Annotated in this window: 17 protein-coding genes; 15 read left to right on the forward strand and 2 right to left on the reverse strand. The window is 54.5% G+C overall.

The genetic code is table 11. The features are described 5' to 3' along the window. Positions 1-196 precede the first annotated feature (196 nt). Positions 197-2,095 carry a potassium transporter Kup gene (locus FS819_RS27870; RefSeq protein ID WP_060716569.1) on the reverse strand — a complete coding sequence of 633 codons (1,899 nt, stop codon included), beginning with the start codon at positions 2,093-2,095 and terminating at the stop codon, positions 197-199. Between the two features lie 495 nt (positions 2,096-2,590). On the opposite strand from FS819_RS27870, the gene FS819_RS27875 reads away from it, so the two are divergent. The 15 genes from FS819_RS27875 (at position 2,591) to virG (ending at position 18,360) form a co-directional block, all read left to right on the forward strand. Beyond that, positions 2,591-3,406, forward strand: a complete 816-nt coding sequence (locus FS819_RS27875; protein WP_158544235.1) for an aminotransferase class I/II-fold pyridoxal phosphate-dependent enzyme — start codon at positions 2,591-2,593, stop codon at positions 3,404-3,406. Further along, positions 3,403-4,659 (forward strand): cytochrome P450, encoded by a 1,257-nt coding sequence (locus tag FS819_RS27880; RefSeq protein ID WP_060716570.1) that lies wholly within the window; start codon positions 3,403-3,405, stop codon positions 4,657-4,659. The genes FS819_RS27875 and FS819_RS27880 overlap by 4 nt, the downstream gene beginning before the upstream one ends. A gap of 239 nt (positions 4,660-4,898) precedes the next feature. Next, positions 4,899-7,409: a two-component system VirA-like sensor kinase gene (locus tag FS819_RS27885; RefSeq protein WP_060716571.1), complete on the forward strand. Its 2,511-nt coding sequence runs from the start codon at positions 4,899-4,901 to the stop codon at positions 7,407-7,409. Between the two features lie 603 nt (positions 7,410-8,012). Beyond that, positions 8,013-8,720: a type IV secretion system lytic transglycosylase VirB1 gene (locus FS819_RS27890; RefSeq protein ID WP_060716572.1), complete on the forward strand. Its 708-nt coding sequence runs from the start codon at positions 8,013-8,015 to the stop codon at positions 8,718-8,720. 24 nt (positions 8,721-8,744) lie between these two features. Then, complete coding sequence (gene virB2, locus FS819_RS27895) at positions 8,745-9,110, forward strand: pilin major subunit VirB2 (protein WP_060716573.1); 366 nt, start codon at positions 8,745-8,747, stop codon at positions 9,108-9,110. Beyond that, positions 9,107-9,433: a type IV secretion system protein VirB3 gene (locus FS819_RS27900; protein ID WP_060716574.1), complete on the forward strand. Its 327-nt coding sequence runs from the start codon at positions 9,107-9,109 to the stop codon at positions 9,431-9,433. The genes virB2 and FS819_RS27900 overlap by 4 nt, the downstream gene beginning before the upstream one ends. After that, positions 9,433-11,802, forward strand: coding sequence for a type IV secretion/conjugal transfer ATPase VirB4 (gene virB4 / locus FS819_RS27905; protein WP_060716575.1), 2,370 nt, complete (start codon positions 9,433-9,435; stop codon positions 11,800-11,802). Before FS819_RS27900 ends, virB4 begins: the two co-directional genes overlap by 1 nt. A 16-nt stretch (positions 11,803-11,818) precedes the next feature. Next, positions 11,819-12,487, forward strand: a complete 669-nt coding sequence (virB5, locus tag FS819_RS27910) for a pilin minor subunit VirB5 (protein ID WP_060716607.1) — start codon at positions 11,819-11,821, stop codon at positions 12,485-12,487. 74 nt (positions 12,488-12,561) lie between these two features. Beyond that, positions 12,562-13,449, forward strand: a complete 888-nt coding sequence (locus tag FS819_RS27915) for a type IV secretion system protein (protein WP_060716576.1) — start codon at positions 12,562-12,564, stop codon at positions 13,447-13,449. Between the two features lie 27 nt (positions 13,450-13,476). Beyond that, a complete protein-coding gene (locus FS819_RS27920) occupies positions 13,477-13,644 on the forward strand; it encodes a type IV secretion system lipoprotein VirB7 (protein WP_081088913.1) in 168 nt (55 codons plus the stop codon). Then, positions 13,631-14,344, forward strand: coding sequence for a type IV secretion system protein VirB8 (locus FS819_RS27925; RefSeq protein WP_060716577.1), 714 nt, complete (start codon positions 13,631-13,633; stop codon positions 14,342-14,344). Before FS819_RS27920 ends, FS819_RS27925 begins: the two co-directional genes overlap by 14 nt. Further along, complete coding sequence (gene virB9, locus FS819_RS27930; RefSeq protein WP_060716578.1) at positions 14,341-15,222, forward strand: P-type conjugative transfer protein VirB9; 882 nt, start codon at positions 14,341-14,343, stop codon at positions 15,220-15,222. The genes FS819_RS27925 and virB9 overlap by 4 nt, the downstream gene beginning before the upstream one ends. Further along, positions 15,219-16,343, forward strand: a complete 1,125-nt coding sequence (gene virB10, locus FS819_RS27935; RefSeq protein WP_060716579.1) for a type IV secretion system protein VirB10 — start codon at positions 15,219-15,221, stop codon at positions 16,341-16,343. The genes virB9 and virB10 overlap by 4 nt, the downstream gene beginning before the upstream one ends. A 33-nt stretch (positions 16,344-16,376) precedes the next feature. Continuing rightward, a complete protein-coding gene (gene virB11 / locus FS819_RS27940; protein WP_060716580.1) occupies positions 16,377-17,411 on the forward strand; it encodes a P-type DNA transfer ATPase VirB11 in 1,035 nt (344 codons plus the stop codon). A 259-nt stretch (positions 17,412-17,670) separates the two neighbouring features. Beyond that, entirely contained in the window at positions 17,671-18,360 is a 690-nt protein-coding gene (virG, locus tag FS819_RS27945; protein ID WP_070149667.1) for a two-component system response regulator VirG, read from the forward strand. Positions 18,361-18,492: 132 nt separating this feature from the next. On the opposite strand, the gene FS819_RS27950 is transcribed toward virG, so the two are convergent. After that, positions 18,493-19,095, reverse strand: coding sequence for a conjugal transfer protein VirC2 (locus FS819_RS27950; RefSeq protein WP_070149663.1), 603 nt, complete (start codon positions 19,093-19,095; stop codon positions 18,493-18,495). Positions 19,096-19,097: the final 2 nt, after the last annotated feature.

A 19,097-nucleotide genomic window follows, 5' to 3' on the forward strand; every position in this document is an offset into this window, starting at 1 on the left:
ACGAATGAAAATTTCCGTCTATATCAATGTTTTGGCGCGGGCTCTCCGCCAGAACGCCGAATTGCTTCCGAAGCATGTCTGCTCCAAAGTCCTCATCGCGCCTCTGGCCTTTGCCCCACCTCAAAAGCCATGCGGGCGGACGCCGAAAAATACTCAACTCTCCTTGGCGTCCACATCGGCATAACTGGGGCAGATCTCAAACAATGACTTGCGATCCCAGTTCGACCACGCGGTTGGCTGGCAGGCTGAAATAATCTGACGGCATTGCGGCAGCATTTGCAAGTACGATGTAAAGTCGGTCCTGCCAGTAGGGCATACCCGACTTGGCATCCGGCAGGAGCTTACGGCGACCGAGATAGAAGGAGGTCGACATGATGTCGAACTTCAATCCGGCCTTGCGCAACGTCGCCAGGGCTTGAGACACATTATGCGGTTCCATGAAGCCGAAGAGCAGTTCGACGCGAGAGAAACGCTCGGAAATCTGTTCTATCTTGTAACGGGCGTGGCTCGGTACACGCGGTTTGCTGATCGTGCGGATCGTCAGGATGACGTTGCGGTCGTGAAGCACGTGGTTGTGCTTGAGATTGTGCAGCAAGGCGGCGGGGGCGGACTCCGGATCGCCGGTCAGGAAGATCGCGGTGCCCGTAACCTGGGCCGGCGAATGTTCACCCTTGCGCTCGATCGAGCTAAGGAAGGAGGCAAGCGGAATATCGGCGTGGCGGGTCTTTTCCATCAGGATCGCCGTGCCGCGACGCCAGGTCCACATGACGACGGTAAAGGCGGTGGCGATCATGATCGGGATATAGCCGCCGTCGTGGATCTTCAAAAGGTTGGCGCCGAGGAAGATCATTTCGAGCACTACCAGTGGCACGAGCGCGATCACCGCAACCGGGAGCGACCAGTTCCAGCGGGCGCGGACGAATTCGAAGGCCATGATCGAGGTGACGACCATGGCGCCGGTGACGGAGATGCCGTAGGCGGTCGCCAGTGCGTCCGATGTCTTGAAACTCAGAACCAGGAAGATGACGCCGATGAACAGCACGGCATTGACCGAAGGCACGAAGATCTGCCCGGCATTGGTTTCCGAGGTGAACAGGATTTCCATGCGCGGCAGGAAGCCGAGGTTGATGCCCTGGCGCACCATCGAGAAGGCGCCGGTGATGACAGCCTGGCTGGCGATGATCGTCGCGGCGGTCGCCAGGATGACGACAGGCAGCAGCGCCCATTTCGGATACATCAGATAGAAGGGGTCGGACATCGTCCCCGGATTGCCGAGAACGAGCGCGCCCTGCCCGAGATAATTCAGCGTCAGCGACGGGAAAACCAGCAGGAACCAGGCCCACTGAATCGGACGACGGCCGAAATGGCCAAGATCGGCATAGAGCGCTTCCGCGCCCGTCACCGTCAGGAACACGGCGCCGAGCACGACGACGCCATCGAAGCCCTCATGCAGCAGGAAGCTGACGGCATAATAGGGATTGAAGGCGGCCAGAATGCCGTAGTCGTCCGAGATATGAGAAATGCCGGCAGCGGCCGTGACGAGGAACCAGATGGCGGTGATCGGGCCGAAGAACTTCGCGACGGCGCCGGTGCCACGTGATTGCACGACGAAGAGCAGCGCCAGGATCACCACCGAGATCGGCACGATATAGCCCGCGAGGCGGGGTGCGACGAGCTTCAGACCCTCGACGGCCGACAACACGGATAGAGCCGGGGTGATCATCGCATCCCCGAGGAAGAGGGAGGCACCGATCAGGCCGAGCAGCATCAGGATGGCGGTATGGCCGTTGGCGGTCTTCATCAGCAGGGCAAGTAGCGACAGCGTGCCGCCCTCGCCGTCGTTGTCCGCGCGCAGCAGGAAGAGCACATATTTGATGGTGACGATGATCGTCAGCGCCCAAATCATCAGCGAGATCAGGCTGATGATCTCGAAACGGGTGGCGCCGTCATGGACCACCGGCTTCAGCGCTTCGCGAAAGGCATAGAGCGGGCTGGTGCCGATATCGCCGTAGACGACACCGACAGAACCCAGCGCAAGACAGAACCGCTTTCGCGGCGTCATGTGGCGTTCGTTCAGATGGCTCTCTTCGGACATGAAGTTGCAACAGGCTCCTTAGAGCCAGCCTCTTTTTCCCACATTGTTTAGATCGCCTAACGCAAAAAAGGCGTTCGTAGAGGCGGGCGATCATTGACGCGGCGCTGTTTTCCTCGCTGATGCGAGCGTTCGTTGAGGCCTTATCTCACAAAGTCAAAATACAAGGAAAGTTGAATCGAACTTCATCTGTAATGCATAAGAAGTAGCAGATGTGTCGGCCGAATTGCTGACTTGAGGGGGCTCTTCGGAATCCTAAAGCGGCAGATTCTCGGCAATAGCCAGATATTCCTTATTTGACAATCTTGATCGAAGACAAAGCAGCACGCTCGACCCGCCAGCCAATACGCCTTCGATCGACAAAGATCATGCATTTTGCCGAGGGAGCGAAATTTGGTTTCGTTTGTAACAAGCGACCACCAGTCAATTGAAGTCCGCAGTACGTTTAAGATAGAAGACGGCTGAAGGCTTCCTTTTGAAATGCTTGGATTGACCGCCATGTTCGTACGAGCCGATGCTCTCTCCAGCGTAAAGCCTTCTGCCACCAACGTCATGTCGCAGAGATTTCGTGAGCTTAAAGTTGAGCATAGGGACTTCGTCCGCCTTAAGATCGGCGGGCCAGATTTAGATACAGCCGACAACATCAAAAAGGCAGCCATCGACGCGATCAACCTCGGCGAGACGAAGTATACACCGGTTTCCAGCAGTCCTGGGCTGCGCAAGGCGATCGCCGCCAAGTTCAAGCGCGAGCACGGCTTCGAATATTCCTGGAGGCAGGTGATTGTTGTCACCGGCGGCAACCACTTCCTGTTCGACGCCTTCATGGCGACGCCGAACCTCGGCGAGGAAGTCGCCATCTCGGCGTCTTACTGGGTTTCCTATCCGAAGATGGTGACGCTTTGCGCCGGTACGCTGGCTTTCGTTTCGGTCACGCACGAGAACAACTTCAAGATCCAAGCCGCCGATCTCGAAAAGGCGATCACGCCGAAGACCAAGTGGTTCATCTTTCACTTGCCTTCCAACACGACGGGTGCCGCCTATGCTCATGACGAGATGAAGGCACTGACCCAAGTGCTCGTCAGGCATCCGGCATGTTTGGATTCTGACCGACGACATGTACGAGCACTAACCTATGGCGACTTCAAGTTCATCACGCCCGTCGAAGACGAGCCCAAGCTTTACAACTCCACGCTGACGATGAACGGCGCCTCCAAGGCTTCTGCGACTAAAGATCCTCTCGAGCAGGCCTGTCGCCGCATCCAGCGCTTCTGCTCGAATTTTGCCAAAGACTATATCATCTGGAGGTTGCTATGAGTGTCGAAGTCCCTCAAGAAGCGTCGGAAGAAGCCGGATCAATCAGAGCTGCCTTCCTCGACCCGGACAATGTTAGTGTCTCAGACTTGGATCGCTGTGGCCACGCTATTTTCACCGAGTGGCGGCCAAAGCGCCCCTTCCTTCGTAGGCAGGACGGCGTATATCTTGTTTTGAGGGCTGACGATGTATTTGGCTTGAGCAGCGATCCGCGCACCCGTCAGATAGAGACGGAGTTGATGCTCAATCGTGGCGTCAAAGAAGGAGCAGTTTTCGACTTCGTTCGCTTCAGCATGCTTTTCTCAAATGATAAAACCCACAGCAGGCGTCGCTCTCCTTTTACCCGGACTTTCGCATTTCGCATGATTGAAAACCTGCGTCCGAAAATAAGGCAACTGACCGAGATCCTTTTTCAAGATTTGAAAGAGGTTGGTTCCTTCAACTTCGTCGAAGAATATGCTTCTAAGCTCCCAGCCGCTGCTATAGCAAGCGTGCTAGGTCTTCCGCCAGGCGACGTTCCTTATTTTACACAGCTTGTCTATCGGGTTTCCCGCTGCCTGAGCCCTTCATGGCGAGACGCAGATTTTTCAGACATGGAGGCTTCAGCAGCAGAGTTTAAAAACTATGTGCAGGCGGTGATTGATGATCGTCGAAACGATCCGCGCGATGATTTCCTTTCATCGTTCATAAATGCCACGCGAGAAGCAGAAGATCTCTCATCCGATGAAGGGGTCGTGCAACTGATGCTGATTATCTTGGCTGGAAGTGACACAACCAAAACCGGCATTACTGCATTGATCGGCTTGCTTTTGCGACACCGACAGGCATGGGAAGCCCTATTGAAGGATGAGACTCTTGTGCCCGCTGCCGTCGAGGAGGGATTGCGTTTCGAGCCACCAGTCGGATCTTACCCAAGGATCGCACTCGCAGATATTGACCTTAATGGGTTCCTGCTACCAAAAGGTAGTCTTCTCGCGCTTTGCACGATGTCTGCGCTACGAGACGAGAAACACTACCTACACCCTGAACTTTTTGATATCCACCGCAAGCAGATGCGCTGGCATATGGTTTTTGGTGCGGGTGCACATCGATGTCTTGGCGAAGCGCTGGCTCGTTTAGAGTTGCAGGAGGGACTTGCAACAATACTCAGACATGCTCCCGCTCTCTCTATCGAAGGGGCGTGGCCGACGTTACATGGTCATGGAGGGGTGCGTCGAATTGCGGAAATGAGAGTTTGCATCAGGGGGGAGAATTGAAACCGGGGCCTCGTGGCGCCGATCGTCGTGGAGGTGAGGAAGACAGCATCTAAGCGCCGCCGCCTATAGTCTCGCATGGACAGCTTGGTTTCTGCTTGTTTGGCTGGAATTTTCTTCCGTGCGGCAATTCGTATCACGGATGTAAGAATGATAAGTAATTCCGGGGTGAGATCATCGGGTGACGCTAATCCCTCGACATCCGCATAATCGGGTCGGCTGTTGCAAAGAGAGGTAACTAAATGACTTGGGATCGTTTGTTACCTTCCCGGAAGGTTCTGCTCGCTATCAATTCCTGGTACGTTTTAGCATTGGTAGTTGCGGCTATATCTTTTGCGGTTCTGGCCATTGGACCCTGGAAAAATGAAAAAAGCAGTGAAGCGATTCTAACTGAGTTGCAGTCAATCGACGTCGATTGTGCGCTGCTCCAGCGGAACGTGTTGCGTGCTCACGCCGGCCTTCTTCGGAATTACCGTCCTCTTATCGTTCCTCTGGGGCGAGTGCGCTCGAGCATCGCAAATCTACAGCAGCTTTTTAAGAAGGCGCGTCTTGAAGATGTAGGGGAACTCTCCGAACTGCTTGCGCGACTGAAGTCCTCGATAAACACGACCGACGCGGCGGTTGCATCGTTCGGGGCGCAAAATGTGGTGTTCGAGGATTCATTGGCGACCTTTAATCAGTCAATAAGCTCGCTTCTGAGAACCTCGGATAGCCGAGATTTGAACGCAGCGAAGGTGCCTGAGCTGGGCTATTTAATGCTGCAGTTTTCGTTTCGACCAAACACCGAGCTCGCACTACAGATCACTCAAAGTCTAGACCAGCTTCAGATGTCGACGAACGCGGATAAGGTCGCTATTCAGGAGGTCGTCCGTAATGGAAGGGTTATCCTAGGCGTACTGCCGAGGTTGAATGAAACTGTAAAGCTGGTTCAGGCCTCTGGAACGTTCGAGAATACGAAGAAGTTGCAGCGGGCATACCTGGAAGCTGACAGCTTGGCCAGAGTGGTTGAGCAACGGGTACGAACATTTCTCGGTGCTGTTTCAGTATTCTTCTGCTTTGGGATAGTAATTCTGGTTCACAAATTGCGTCGACGAACCGACAGGTTGGCGAGACGCCTGGATTTTGAAGAAGTTATCAAGAAAATTGGGGTTTGCTTCGAAGATTCTACAGAAACAAAGCAGTCACTGAAATCCTCAGCGGAAGCCGCACTGGGAACTATTGAGAATTTTTTTGAAGCTAACCAGTGTGTGCTAGGGTTAGTGAACGTTACTGAAAACGAAATTGCCGAGACGTTTTCCGCAAGCGCGCCTCCGCCGAGCTGGAACGAGCGGCGGATCCGGAAAATTGTTTCTCTGGTCCAGGCCGACGAGCACGGATCGATCTTTCGAGACTATCCTGCCCGAAAGGCAAGTTGCTTTAATGAAGACGCCCCTGGCCGGTGGGCGTTGGTTGCGTTCAAGGTGTCCGATCGACTAGTTGCTGTTTTCGGCCTTAGGTTCGATCGAGACCCCGTGCAGCCAGCGTCAAGTGAAGTTCAACTTATGGAACTTGCCGCTGGCTGTGTCAGCCATTATGTGGTCATTCGGTGCAAGCAAACCCAGCGAGACATTCTTGAGCGTCGTTTGAAACATGCGGAACGGCTTGAAGCCGTTGGGACACTTGCAGGAGGCATAGCGCACGAATTCAACAACATTCTTGGGGTAATTCTCGGCTACGCCGAAATGGCACAAAACATTCTACACCGCCGCACTTACGCTCGACACTACATCGATCGCATCAATGCTGAAAGCAATCGAGCGAGACTGATTATTGATCAGATTCTTGCGCTTAGCCGGCGACGTGAACGGACAGCAAGGCCGTTCAACCTGTCGGCGTTGGTGAGGGAGATTGCACCTTCGTTACGTGTTGCGCTGCCTTCAGAGGTGGAGGTCGATTTCAATATTCAAAGCGCTCAGATGATTGTCGAAGGAAATCCGCTCGAAATTGAGCAGATACTGATGAACCTGTGTAAGAACGCCGCAGAGGCTTGTATAGGCTCCGGGCGTATCGAGGTCAGCGTCTATAGATCGTTTGTATGGAAGCATAAGGTACTTGCGAACGGCACGATACCCGCTGGCGATTACATCCTTCTTTCAGTTGAGGATAACGGTGGAGGCATAGGCGAAGCCGCATTGCCACATATTTTTGAGCCTTTTTTTACCACGCGCGCGCAATGCGGCGGCACTGGGCTGGGGCTCTCCACCGTGCACGGCCACGTCAGCGCAATGGCGGGTTTTGTCGATGTGATCTCAACTGTTGGCAGAGGTACGCGCTTCGACATTTATCTGCCAACTTCGGCGAAGAAGCCAGTGAATTCAGAGAGTTTTTTTGGACCTGAAAAAATACCGCTCGGTAGCGGAGAGATTGTCGCTGTGGTTGAACCCGATCCGGTGACGCTTGAAAGGTATGAGGAAACGATCGCGGCGCTCGGTTATGAGCCAGTCGGCTTTAACACGTTCAAAGGGCTGACTGACTGGGTTTTGGCAGGCAAAGAGGCAGATATTGTTCTGATTGATCATTCATCGTTTCTCGATGGAGAACGTGTAGGCTCCTGGGTCGCGACACTAGAAAAAGTGCCGATCATCATGATCGGGCAGCATCAAAAAAACGTTTCAATTTCGGCGGACGGCGAGGCATCTAACCACTTTTTGCAAAAACCGGTGTCATCCAAGGCTCTCGCCTATGTGGTTCGCGCGAATATCAGAACGGAATAAATGGACAGATTAAGGATGGGGTCGGCATAATTCGGGTAGAGATGCAACGCAATAAAGCTTTCAATGACGCACGAACTGGGTGGGATTCCGGATGACCCGAGATCTCCTGCGCTACGGCAGCGAGATGCCTCCAATGGCGTTGCTGAGACACTCAGGGGACAGCATTGTTGAATAGGCCGACTCGATCAATCTGCTGGTCGTGATTACTCGAATGATCCCGTATGCGCATTTATATGATCTGTTTTGACTGCACCGCCGTGACAGCCCCGCGAGATTTGTGACGTTTCTCGGTCAACGTCGGTTAAAACTCAAAACAAAGAGAAATGTGCTTCTCCGCAGCGGAACCAAAGAAGGCACGATTCGACAGCAATACCTGCCCCACGCAAACAATCCGCCCGACCGTCTCTTTTAGGTGAAATTGGCTCGTACTCAGCTCGGCCAACCAAACAAGCATCCATCAACGACGTCATTTGCTTCAAATGAAATCAATAACGAAAACATTAAAACCCAAGAGTAACAGATCCTTCCCATAGTCGCGATCGTTAGCGGTCACGTCATCTTGAGACTGCAGCGAAGATCAGTGCGAGACGTAGGAGATATAGAATGCTGAAGGCGGCAGGATCTTTCGGGATCATTTTTCTAATGGTCCAGCCAAGCGAGGCCGCGCCGCTCTCTCCGGCCGATTTCAGTCAGCTTGCTCGCGAATGCGCCCCTTCGGTTGCTCCATCTACGCTTGCAGCGATTGCCAAAGTCGAAAGCCGATCCGATCCACTCGTGCTTCATGACAATACTACCGATGAAACTCTTCACTGGACTGATCAGGCGGATGCCAGGCGAAGTGTGGAAGATCGTCTCGTAGCAGGGCATTCAATCGATGTCGGCCTTATGCAGGTGAACTCGAGCAATTTCGCGATGCTGGGTTTGACGTCTAGCAATGCATTTGAGCCCTGTGCGTCTCTATCAGCCGCGGCGCGACTGCTTGTACGGCACTTTACGGGCGGGAACACGGCGCAAGAAGAACAGCTCGCGCTTCGGCGAGCAATCTCGGCGTACAATACCGGCAATCTCAAGCGCGGCTTCACGAACGGATATGTGCGAAGGGTCGAGTTGGCGGCTCAGCAACTCGTGCCTCCACTGGCTCAGTCGGCGAAAAATCAAGATCATGATGAGCAGAGCCCAGAAGAACCGTGGAATGTCTGGCGTTCTTACGACAACACCCGCTCAGCAGGTGGGGCAGGCGGTTCATCTGGTTCGCCAGAGCCGCAGGAGCCGAATGAACACAGAACTCCGGAAGACGATCAAGTTTTTTGAATTGAGTAATGGAGATGTACCCTCATGGCATGCTTTGAAAAATACCGCGTGCGTTCGACGTTGCGTTGCCTCAGGGAGTTGGTTGTGCGCCTGGCGGTTACTTACCTGCCGAGCCTCAGCGGCGCGATCGGCTGGAGTTTGCTTTTCTCTGAGCCAGCCGCTGCACAAGCGGCGGGCGGAACCGATCCCGCCACCATGGTCAACAATATCTGCACCTTTATTCTTGGTCCGTTTGGTCAATCGCTCGCAGTTCTTGGCATCGTAGCCATCGGCATATCATGGATGTTCGGTCGAGCTTCTCTTGGTCTCGTAGCTGGCGTCGTCGGCGGGATCGTTATTATGTTTGGAGCCAGCTTTCTCGGCCAAACGCTCACCGGGGGCGGCGGATGAAGGACCGTCTCGAAGAAGCCACACTCTATTTAGCGGCGACGAGACCTGCATTGTTCTTTGGCGTGCCGCTTACGCTGGCTGGATTGTTCATGATGTTGGCTGGCTTTCTTATCGTTATTGTCCAGAATCCGCTCTACGAAATCGTTCTCTTGCCGCTGTGGCTTGGAGCCCGGCTCGTCGTAGAGCGCGACTACAACGCCGCAAGTGTGGTCTTTCTGTTTCTCCAGACGGCGGGGAGAAGTGTTGACAGCCATACGTGGGGCGGGGCGAGTGTCAGTCCCAACCCAATCAGAGTGCCGCCGCGAGGAAGAGGAATGGCGTGATGTTCGGAACAAATGGAGCGACCGAGCGATCTGGTGAAATCTACCTGCCTTACATTGGACACCTCAGCGACCATGTCGTCCTTTTGGAGGACGGCTCCATCTTGACCATGGCACATATCAGTGGTGTGCCCTTCGAACTGGAGGAGGTTGAAGTCCGAAATGCGCGCTGCCGTGCCTTCAACACGCTCTTTCGCAATATCGCCGACGACAACGTCTCGGTGTATGCCCATCTTGTCCGTCATAACGATGTGCAGGCACCGCCCCCAAGGCATTTTCGAAGCGGCTTCGCTTCGAACCTAAGCGAAACGTTCGAGCAACGTGTTCTCGCCGGCAAGCTTTTTCGGAACGACTACTTTCTCACACTCATGGTATATCCTCGCACTGCTCTCGGCAAAGTGGGAAGTAGGTTCACCAGGCTGTATGGGAAGAACGCTGGCGATCTTGCACATCAGATCCGGCATCTGGAGGACCTTTGGAATGTTGTCGCTGGCGCGCTTGATGCCTATGGTCTCCGCCGCCTTGGTATCCGAGAAAAAAACGAGGTGCTTTTCACGGAGATTGGTGAGGCCCTCCGGCTGATAATGACTTGTCGCTTTTCAGCGGTCCCCGTCGTTAGCGGTTCGCTTGGCGCCTCCATCTATACTGATCGAGTCATTTGCGGCAAACGTGCCTTAGAGATTCGAACGCCGAAAGATCACTACGTCGGATCAATTTTCTCATTCCGTGAATATCCCGCGAAGACGCGGCCTGGTATGCTCAACACGCTACTGTCCTCAAATTTTCCGCTGGTTTTGAGCCAGAGTTTCTCTTTTCTCACTCGCGCGCAGGCTCACGCCAAGCTCAGTCTTAAGTCAAACCAAATGACCAGCTCCGGTGACAAAGCAGTCACCCAGATTGGCGAACTCGCGCAAGCAGAGGACTCATTGGCAAGTAGCGAATTCGTGATGGGTTCGCATCATCTCAGTCTTTGCGTCTATGCCGACCATCTCCATACTCTTGCTGACCATGGGGCGAGCGCCCGAACAAGCCTGGCGGATGTAGGAGCGGTTATTGTCCAGGAGAGCATTGGAATAGAGGCTGCGTACTGGTCTCAGCTTCCAGGAAACAGCAGATGGCGTACGCGTCCTGGGGCTATCACCTCGCGCAACTTCGCAGGACTGGTCTCCTTCGAAAATTTCCCAGGCGGGAGGACTTCAGGCCATTGGGGTGGTGCCGTTGCACGCTTCCGGACGAACGGCGGGACTCCCTTCGACTATATTCCGCATGAGAACGACGTTGGCATGACGGCAATATTCGGGCCTATCGGTCGAGGAAAAACGACACTTATGACCTTTATCCTGGCGATGCTCGAGCAGAGCATAGCCAATCGCAGTGGCACGCTCGTCTTCTTCGATAAGGATCGTGGCGGTGAACTGCTGGTGCGCGCTACCGGAGGGACTTATCTCACGCTGCCTAGAGGTGTGCCAAGCGGCCTTGCACCTTTGCGCGGCCTGGAGAATACAGCATCGGCGCGCGATTTCCTCCGCGAGTGGATCGTGGCGCTGATTGAGAGCGACGGCAGGGGCGGAATTTCACCGGAAGAAAATCGCCGGTTAGAGCGCGGTATCCAACGGCAGTTATCGTTTGAGCCGAACATGCGGTCGCTTGTGGGCCTACGAGAATTCTTGTTGCACGGGCCGTCTGAAGGTGCAGGAGCCAGATTGCAGCGGTGGTGCCGGGGGAATGCGCTTGGCTGGGCGTTTGACGGCGAGTCTGATGAAGTGAAGCTAGATCCTTCGATTACGGGCTTCGATATGACTCACCTCCTTGAATATGAGGAGGTATGCGCGCCAGCCGCGGCATACCTTTTGCATCGAATAGGCGCCATGGTTGATGGCCGGCGGTTCGTTATGAGCTGCGACGAGTTTCGCGCCTACCTGCTGAACTCGAAATTCGCAGCAGTCGTCGACAAGTTCCTGCTGACTGTTCGTAAGAATAACGGAATGCTAATTCTCGCGACACAGCAACCTGAGCACGTGCTTGATTCCCCGTTGGGCGCCAGCCTCGTCGCACAGTGCATGACAAAGATCTTCTATCCATCACCCACGGCCGACCGGTCCGCCTATATAGACGGGTTGAAGTGCACAGAGCGAGAATTTCAAGCTATCCGCGAGGACATGGCAGTCGGCAGTCGCAAGTTCCTGCTTAAGCGCGAGAGCGGAAGTGTCGTTTGCGAATTTGATCTTCGCGACATGCCCGAATACGTTGCTGTGCTGTCCGGGCGGGCCAATACGGTGCGTTTGGCGGAACAGTTGCGCGAGACCTATGGAGGGGATCCCTCTGCCTGGCTCGAAAAATTCATGACGCGCTACCATGAAGCACAGGATTGATCTGGAGATCGAAGTCATGAAAACCACGAAGCTTGCAATAAACGCACTATTCATATGCCTGCTTCTGTCGGGGACCGCCAGAGCACAGTTTGTTGTCAGTGATCCTCCGACGGAGGCCGAAACGCTGACAACGGCCATCAATACCGCGGCGAACCTCGAACAGTTGATCACGATGGTGACAATGTTGACATCGTCGTTTGGCGTCACCGGCCTGTTGTCCGCGCTCGATCAGAAGAACCAATATCCTTCTCCCAATCAACTCGACAGGGAAATGTTTTCGCCCCAGATGCCCGCTTCGACAACGGCGCGTGCGATCACCTTGGATGCCGACCGGGCAGTCGTGGGTAACGACGCTGAAGGAAGTCTCCTGCGCGAACAGATTGCGGGCGCTGCAAATGCTGCCGGTGTCGCTGCTGATAATTTGGATGCAATGGACAAGCGCCTTACGGCAAATTCTGAGACAGCGACCCAGCTCTCCCGTTCACGCAACATTATGCAGGCAACTGTCACCAACGGGTTGCTTCTCAAACAGATCCACGATGCAATTATCCAAAACATTCAGGCAACCAGCCTGTTGACGATGACCACAGCACAGGCGGGCCTGCACGAAGCTGAAGAGGCGGTGGCCCAACGAAAGGAACACCAGGCAACTGCGCTCATGTTTGGCGCGGCTTCGCTTCATTGAGCCCCTTGCTCCTCGTCCAGAAGCAGAGCCGACCTTTCCTACAGAAATCTAAGGCTGAATCCAGGTAAGGGCAAATGAATTTTAGCATTCCAGCGCCTTTCACGGCGATACACACGATTTTCGATCTCGCCTTTACAGTCGGACTGGACACTTTGCTTGGGGATATTCAACGGGCAGTGAGCGCACCTCTCGTGGCTTGCGTGACACTGTGGATCATAGTCCAGGGCATCCTTGTAATGCGTGGAGAGATGGAGGCACGCAGCGGCATTACTCGGGTTATCATGGTATCGATCGTCGGTGCCCTTGTCGTTGGGCAAGCAGACTATCATGATTACATCGCCTCGGTTTTCGAGGATACGATTCCAAACTTCATTCGGCGGTTCAGTGTCAGTGGTCTTCCTTTGGAGACCATCCCCGCCCAACTCGACACGATGTTCTCGCTAACACAGGTAGCCTTCCAGAAGATTGCTTCTGAGATCGGGCCGATGAACGACCAAGATATCCTCGCCTTTCAAGGCGCACAATGGATCTTCTACGGAACGCTTTGGACGGCGTTTGGAATTTACGATGCAGTCGGAATTCTCACCAAGGTGCTGCTGGCGATCGGCCCATTGTTCCTGGTGGGCTATCTCTTCGATCGCACCAGAGATATGGCAGCGAAATGGATCGGCCAACTTGTCACCTACGGGATACTTCTTCTTCTACTGAACATAGTGGCGACTATTGTGATTCTGACGGAAGCGACCGCGCTCGCAGTAATGTTGGGAGTGGTCACTTCTGCCGGCACGACCGCCGCCAAGATAATCGGCCTTTACGAGATCGATATGTTCTTCCTGACGGGAGATGCTCTGATCGTCGCACTTCCGGCAATCGCTGGAAATATTGGAGGTAGCTACTGGAGCGGTGCGACGCAAGCTGCAGGTAGCCTAAATCGCCATTTCGCCCGGGTAGTCCGCCGTTAGCTTAAGCCCCATGAATGGAGGAATCCTATGAGATATTGTCTGCTCTTTCTGATCCTCGGCCTGGCGTCTTGTCAATCACATGACCAGTTGGCGAGCCCCAAGGGGCCCATATTCCCGCTGAACGTCGGGCGATGGCAGCCTGCTCAGCCGGACCTTCAGCCTGGAAACGCGGGAGGAGCAAATGAAGGACCCTGAACATGCCCTGCTGGTAGAGCGGGAAGCATTGGCGGACCACTATAAGCAAGTACAAGCGTTTCAATCTGCGCGTGCCAAATCAGCTCGGCGAATTTCCAGAGCCTTGGGCGCTATGGCAATTGTCGCGGTCGTGGGAAATGTGGCGCAGGCTTTCGCTATCGCCACGATGGTCCCACTGAACAAACTTGTGCCAGTCTATCTGTGGGTACGCCCTGACGGTACGATTGACAGTGAAGTGTCTATTTCGCGCTTGCCTGCAACGCAGGAGCAAGCAGTTATTAATGCATCTTTGTGGGAGTATGTCCGTCTGCGCGAAGGCTATACGGCGGATACAGCCCAATATGCCTATGATCTGGTCTCGGACTTCAGTGCTCCAACTGTGCGCCAAGATTATCAGCAATTCTTCAACTATCCCAATCCAAGCTCGCCCCAAACCATAATCGGCAAGCGCGGAAAGCTGGAAGTCGACCATATCGGCTCAAATGAGATCATGCCGGGTGTGCAGCAGATCCGTTACAAACGCGCCCTCCTCATAGACGGGCAGACTCCCATAGTAACCACCTGGACCGCAACAGTCCGCTATGAAAAACTGACGAACTTGCCAAGCCGACTGAGGCTGACCAATCCAGGCGGTTTAATTGTCACCTCCTATCAAACCTCGGAAGATACGGTTTCGAACGCGACGCGGAGCCAGCAATGACCAAGCTTCTGTTTTTGGCACTGGCCTGTGTGCTTTTTGTTACGAGCGGGGCGAAGGCGGAAGACACGCCAGCGGTCGGCACCCAAGATCCACGAATGCGCTATCTCGCCTACAACCCTGATCAGGTTGTGCACCTTTCAACCGCTGTTGGGGCCACCGTGGTCGTAACATTCGGTGCCAACGAGACCGTGACAGCCGTCGCCGTTTCCAACAGCAAGGACCTCGCGGCTCTGCCCCGCGGCAATTATCTGTTCTTCAAGGCAAGCAAGGTCCTCCAGCCACAGCCCGTCATAGTGCTGACTGCAAGCGACGCAGGAATGCGGCGCTATGTTTTCAGCCTCACGACAAAGACGATGTCTCGTCTCGATAAAGAGACGCCCGATCTCTACTACAGCGTGCAATTCACTTATCCCGCCGATGCTGCCGCTGCTCGCCGAAAAGAGACAGAACAGAGAGAGCTGGCGGGCAGGCTAAGAGCGCAAACACAATACCAGCATCGAGCACAGGACTTGTTGGATCAGCCGACAGCAACCGGCGTCCCGGGTGCAAAAAATTGGAACTATGTTGCCCAAGGAAACCGTTCGCTGGGGCCGCTCGAGGTCTTCGACAACGGATCTACCACGACATTCCGCTTTCCCGGAAACGTGCGTGTACCTTCGATCTACGTCGTCAATCCAGATGGGAAGGAAGCCACTGCCAACTACTCAGTTAAAGGAGACTACGTGGAGGTCGCCTCGGTCGCCCGGGAGTGGCGTCTGCGGGACGGTCATACCGTGCTGTGCATCTGGAATAAAGCATATGACGCCATCGGACGAAAGACTGGGACTGGTACGGTCAGACCCGATGTAATGCGCGTGCTGAAGGGGGCGAGGCGATGAATGAAGTCAACTCTCAACCTGGAGCAGCTATAGATGCATCGGCATCTCTGGTCTCCGATCCTCATCGCCGACGTCTTTCGGGATCGCAGAAGCTTGTTGTTGCCGGTCTGGTTCTCGTACTGTCGTTGGGTCTGATTTGGCTTGGTGCGCGTCCAAAGAAAAAGACCGAGCCCTCTCCCCCAGACACAATGATCGACGCCAACACCAAGCCTTTTCGGCCGGCGCCGATTGACATCCCCTCAAACCCTACGGCTTCCCAGCCAACCACTGAGGCAACCTCTCCGCCCGATCAACATCAGCGAGAACACAACGAAGTGCGGCCGGAAGAAACACCAATCTTTGCCTATAGCGGAAGTGATCAGAGTGACAAACCTACGCGGAACGCCGATATTCACAGCGACGGGGAGGATAATAGGAAATCCAGCTCATTACCGGAGTCTGAGGCGTCTGCTGAAAACGATCTTTCAATCCGCATGAACCCCACCGTGTTGGAACCCAGCCGTGCTGCGCTTTTGCCGCACCCCGATTTCACAGTTACGCAAGGGACGATCATTCCCTGCATACTGCAAACAGCCATTGATACAAACCTGGCAGGCTATGTAAAATGTGTGCTGCCCGGGGACATACGCGGAGCAACCGGCAATGTTGTGCTCCTGGATCGCGGCACGACCGTGGTGGGCGAAATCCAGCATGGGCTGCAACAGGGAGATGCCCGTGTTTTTGTTCTCTGGAATCGCGCCGAGACGCCGGCTCACGCCGTCGTTTCTCTTTTTTCTCCGGGTGCTGACGAACTTGGCCGATCCGGACTGCCAGGCACGGTCGACAACCACTTCTGGAAGCGTTTCGGTGGGGCTATGCTCCTGAGCGTCGTCCAGGGCGCCGTGCAAGCGGCAAGTCATTACGCTGGCAGTTCGGATGGCGGGACCAGCTTCAACAGTTTTCAAAATAACGGTGAACAAGCGGCCGACACAGCCCTGAGGGCGACCATAAACATTCCCCCAACCTTGAAGAAGAATCAGGGTGATACCGTCTCCATCTTCGTAGCACGGGACCTGGATTTCTCAGACATCTACCAGCTTCACATAACTGGTGGATTGGCGAAGAGTTGGCATCGGCGTTAATTCTCAGATAGCCAAAGCATCGGAGATGCACACATGGCAGTAAATCCGCAATTGCGCTTCCTTCTCAATCCCGTCTTGAAATGGCTCGATGATCCGAAGACTGAAGAAGTGGCGATAAATCGGCCTGGGGAAGCATTTGTACGCCAGGCAGGGGTTTTCACTAAGTTCTCTTTACCCCTCTCTTATGATGATCTCGAAGATATCGCCATTTTAGCGGGCGCATCGCGCAAACAAGATGTCGGCCCGCGCAATCCTCTTTGCGCCGCTGAACTCCCCGGCGGCGAACGAATACAAATTTGTTTGCCGCCAACGGTCCCATCGGACACGGTGAGCTTGACGATTCGACGGCCAAGCATTCGCGTTTCGGGACTGGGCGAAGTCTCGTCTCGTTACGATGCTCGCCAGTGGAACAAGTGGCGGATGCGGAAAACGTGCCAAGATCGACAAGACGAAGATATTCTTCGACACTACGACAGCGGCGATCTGGAATCATTCTTGCGTGCATGCGTCGTCGGTAAGTTGACAATGTTGCTTTGCGGTCCCACTGGAAGTGGCAAGACAACAATGAGCAAGACCTTGATCAGTGCTATTCCGCCGCAAGAAAGGCTGATCACCATTGAAGATACGCTCGAACTCGTCATTCCCCATGAGAATCATGTCAGGCTGCTCTACTCCAAGAATGGGGTCGGACTGGGTGCTGTGACTGCGGAACAACTGCTCCAGGCAAGTCTTCGGATGCGGCCTGATCGAATACTGCTGGGTGAGATGCGTGACGATGCCGCGTGGGCCTACCTGAGTGAAGTCGTCTCAGGACATCCCGGGTCGATTTCAACCATACATGGGGCAAATCCCGTCCAAGGCTTCAAAAAGCTGTTTTCGCTGGTGAAGAGCAGCGCCCAGGGGGCCAGCTTGGAAGATCGCACGCTAATCGACATGCTCGCAACGGCAATTGATGTCATCGTCCCGTTCCGCGCCTACTGCGATGTCTACGAAGTTGGCGAAATATGGCTCGCGGCCGATGCCCGCCGGCGCGGCGAAACGATAGGAGATCTTCTAAACCAGCACTAGATATCCATGCCAAAATCCTGGCTCCGCCTTTTGCAGCGTCAAGTCGGAGCAACCTTTGTCATCAAACTGAAACAAGCCGTTAGCATTGTCATGCGCGGTTTAGCCGAAAATTTGCCGAAGTATCCGTATAGCGAGAGAAAATTGACGAGCGGTACGATGCGTACAGCCTTTGCTTGTCTAGATACTGTGAGTTCCACAGAATCGGGAATTGAAAGGTAAACTGTTGAAACACGTTCTTGTCATCGATGACGATGCCGCCATGCGCCATCTTATCACTGAGTGTCTTACGGTCCACGCGTTGAAGGTCACTGCCGTATCAGACAGTCAACAATTCAACCGCGTAATGTCGTCTGAGACGGTCGACGTGGTCGTCGTCGATCTCAATTTAGGGCGTGAAGACGGACTTGAGATCGTCCGCAGTCTGGCCACAAAATCCGATGTTCCGATTATAATCATCAGCGGCGATCGCCTTGAGGAGGCAGACAAAGTTGTTGCGCTCGAACTGGGGGCAACCGATTTTATCGCAAAACCTTTTGGAACACGCGAGTTCCTGGCGCGCCTCCGTGTTGCGTTGCGCGTGCGACCCAATGTGGTGCGAACCAAAGACCGGCGCTTGTTTTGTTTCGCTGACTGGACACTTAGTCTCAGGCAACGCCGTTTGATGTCCACACAGGGTAGCGAGGTGAAACTTACCGCAGGGGAGTTCAATCTTCTCGTCGCTTTCCTTGAAAAGCCAGGTGATGTCCTGTCCCGTGAGCAGCTTCTCATCGCGTGTCGCGTGCGTGAGGAGGAAGTATATGACAGGAGCATTGATGTTCTCATATTGAGGCTGCGCCGGAAACTTGAGCGGGATTCGACAAACCCAAAGTTGATCAAAACAGCGCGGGGTGCCGGCTATTTTTTTGACGCGGATGTGAATATCTCTTACGGCGGGGTAATCGCCGCCTGACGGACCCGAATTTTCGCGTTATCGTAGTGTGTCACAATTCGCTTGGTTGATCCGACTGCCAGGGACAAACTTTCCTGGCCACACCTGCAAACGATCCGCCTTCGGGCGGCCTGTCGCGTCATTCTTAAGAGGTCAACGGCGGGTCTTTTCGCCAGCAAAGAAGGATGCCAGCGCCGCAGTGGCGAGCTTCTGTCCGAAGGCCCGCGCGGTCTCTAGTCCCACGGGATCAAAATGACTGCGAGCGACTTGGAGCAGCGACACCGGGAACATACGGGAGGTCTGAACAAGGATGGACTTTTCAGGGGTGATATCACGGACCGGATAGCTTTTCGGCGCGGCACGAAACGATCCATCGGCCAGCATTATCTCGAAATCGCTGAGCGCTCGGCGCAAGATCATTTGCAGCGATTTGCAAGGGCTGTATTGACGGATAAGGTTGTCATAAACCGCCGATACATCTGGCGCAGGCGGACGGGCCGAAAGAAACACTTGTACCTTCTCGGAACCTGCAGGCGCGCTAAGGGCATCGACCGTAGGCGTTGGATGCTGATCGGGATGATCATGTCTGGTTGCGGCTGGCCGACTTTGACGCGGCGCCAGATCGATATCGGTGGAAAACTGCGAAACGGCCAAGTTGGGGGCTGCTATCGGCAGGAGAGGCCGTACTGTCTCGGTTCGAGCAACAGCAAGCTGCCTAGCCTTCTCTACCGACAAAACGGGTTTGCGAATTCCCATTT

Origin of the sequence: Allorhizobium sp. Av2 (assembly GCF_021462805.2) — a bacterium.
Taxonomy (GTDB): domain Bacteria; phylum Pseudomonadota; class Alphaproteobacteria; order Rhizobiales; family Rhizobiaceae; genus Allorhizobium; species Allorhizobium vitis_G.